Genomic DNA, 2,181 nt, shown 5'->3' with positions numbered 1-2,181 from the left:
CTGGTACTCCGCCTGATAACTGGTCTGGTTCAGCAGGGATTCGAAATAGTGGCGCGCGTGACAGGCCCGGTCGAAGGTGGCCAGCATGGCATCGCCGTCACCGTGCTCCACCGCGCGGCGCAGCCGAGCCACCCCGGCCTCGAAGTCGTCCAGGGAGGCGAGTACGGCATCGCGATTGGCCATGAAGATGTCGCGCCACATTACCGGATCGCTGCCGGCGATGCGGGTGAAGTCGCGAAACCCACCGGCGGCATAGCGGAAGATCTCCAGGCGCTCGTCCTGGCGGGCCAGGGTGTCCACCAGCGAGAAGGCCAGTAAATGCGGCAGGTGGCTGGTCCGCGCCAGCACCTGGTCGTGACGCGCCACATCCATCTCCAGCACGTCGGCCCCGGCGGCCTCCCAGAGCGCACGCACCCTGGCCGTAGCGGCTGGGTCGGTATCGGGTTCGGGGGTGAGGATCACCTTGTGGCGTGCGTAGAGTCCGGCATCGGCGGCAGCGACCCCGCTCTTTTCCGAACCGGCAATGGGGTGGCCGAGCACCAGATTGGTCGGCACGCGACCGAAAGCGGCCACGGCCGCCTCGCGGATCGCCGCCTTGGTGCTGCCCACATCGGTGAGGACAACATCAGGCGCGGCGTGATCCAGGCAGGCGGCCAGCGCCCTCATCACGTCGGCCATGGCCAGCACCGGCACCGCCAGCACCACCAGTGACGCGCCCTCGACCACCGCCTCGAGACGGGTGTCACCGCGGTCGATCAGGCCCATCTCGATACCGCGGGCGATCTCGCCTGCATCGGGGTCGCAAGCGACTATCTCTGCTCTCTCCACCGGCCCGCCCCCGCCGGTCGGCCCGAAGGCACCGGCGCTGACGCGTTCGCCTTCCTTTGCCAGTCCAAAGCCATTGGCACGCAGAGCGGCAGCGAGGGAACCACCGATCAGCCCCAGGCCGACGATCAGGATGCGTGACTCGCGCAGTTCCTCTGCCATGCCTAGAGGACACCCACCGGGTAGGAACCCAGCACCTTGACCTCGGCGGCGCGCAGTTGGACCTCCTCGAGCATGGCCGCGACAGGCGGCTCCTCGCGATGCCCCTTGAAGTCGATGAAGAACACGTAGTTCCACACGCCGGTACGCGACGGGCGGGTCTCGAGGCGCGTCATGTCGATCTGGTGGCGATGGAAGGGCTCGAGCAGGTCATGCAGGGCCCCTGGCTGATTGCGCATCGCGACCACCAGCGAGGTCTTGTCCTCGCCGGAAATGGGCACGTCCTGGTTACCGATGATCAAGAAGCGCGTGGAGTTGTCCGGGCGGTCCTCGATCTTCTCGGCGAGCCTGGCAAGCCCATAGAGCTTGGCGGCCATATCGCCGGCGATGGCCGCGCTGTGCCACTCGGTCTTGACCAGGCGCGCCGCCTCTGCGTTGGAAGAGACCGGCACTCGCTCGGCCTGGGGGAAGTGGGCGTCGAGCCACTTGCGACACTGGGCGAAGGACTGCGGATGGGAGTAGATCCGCGAGACCTTGTCCCGGCGGGTCGTCTCGGCCACCAGCAGATGATGGTGGATACGCAGCACCACCTCGCCGCAGATGCGCAGCGAGGAATCCATGAAGGAGTCAAGGGTGTGGTTGATCACGCCCTCGGTGGAGTTCTCGACCGGCACCACACCGTAGTTGACGGCGCCGGCCTCCACCTCGCGGAACACCTCGTCGATGGCCGCCATCGGCAGGCTGATCGCGCTTTCACCGAAGTGCTTGAGGGCGGCCTGCTGGGTGAAGGTGCCCTCCGGCCCCAGGTAGGCGACCTTCACCGGCTGCTCCAGGGCCAGACAGGCCGACATGATCTCGCGGAACAGCCGGGCCATCTCCTCGCTATCCAGGGGCCCCGGGTTGAGCTCCATGATCCGGCGCAGCACCTGGGCCTCGCGCTCGGGCCGGTAGAAGACCGCCCCGGGTTCATGGTCGGCCTTGATCTCGGCCACCTGCTGGGCGCAGGCCGCCCGCTCGCTGATCAGGCGCAGGATATCATTGTCCAGGGTGTCGATACGCTGGCGGAGCGCCTCGAGATCACTGGGGGTATCGGTCATGCGGTGTCCCCTGAATGTGGTTGAATCCGTAAGCCGTAAAGCCGTAAAGCCGTAAGCCGTAAGCCGTAAGCCGTAAGCCGTAAGCCGTAAGCCGTAAGCC

2 protein-coding genes are annotated in these 2,181 nt (G+C 66.7%); both read right to left on the bottom strand.

Going from position 1 to position 2,181, the window contains the following annotated elements:
• The coding region (locus RI841_RS11795) for a prephenate dehydrogenase/arogenate dehydrogenase family protein (protein ID WP_310705794.1) at window positions 1–987 on the bottom strand (987 nt) is incomplete at its 3' end.
• Between the two features lie 2 nt (window positions 988–989).
• Complete coding sequence (gene pheA / locus RI841_RS11790) at window positions 990–2,081, bottom strand: prephenate dehydratase (protein WP_310705793.1); 1,092 nt, start codon at window positions 2,079–2,081, stop codon at window positions 990–992.
• Window positions 2,082–2,181 lie beyond the last annotated feature (100 nt).

Origin of the sequence: Halomonas sp., from assembly GCF_031581305.1 — a bacterium.
Lineage (GTDB): Bacteria > Pseudomonadota > Gammaproteobacteria > Pseudomonadales > Halomonadaceae > Halomonas.
The sequence above is the reverse complement of the archived record's forward strand: the minus strand, read 5'-3'. Positions and strand labels throughout refer to the sequence as shown.

Bases quoted from the DNA above. Each gene is read 5' to 3' on its own strand.
- pheA (WP_310705793.1), bottom strand. From the start codon at position 2,081: ATGACCGATACCCCCAGTGATCTCGAGGCGCTCCGCCAGCGTATCGAC.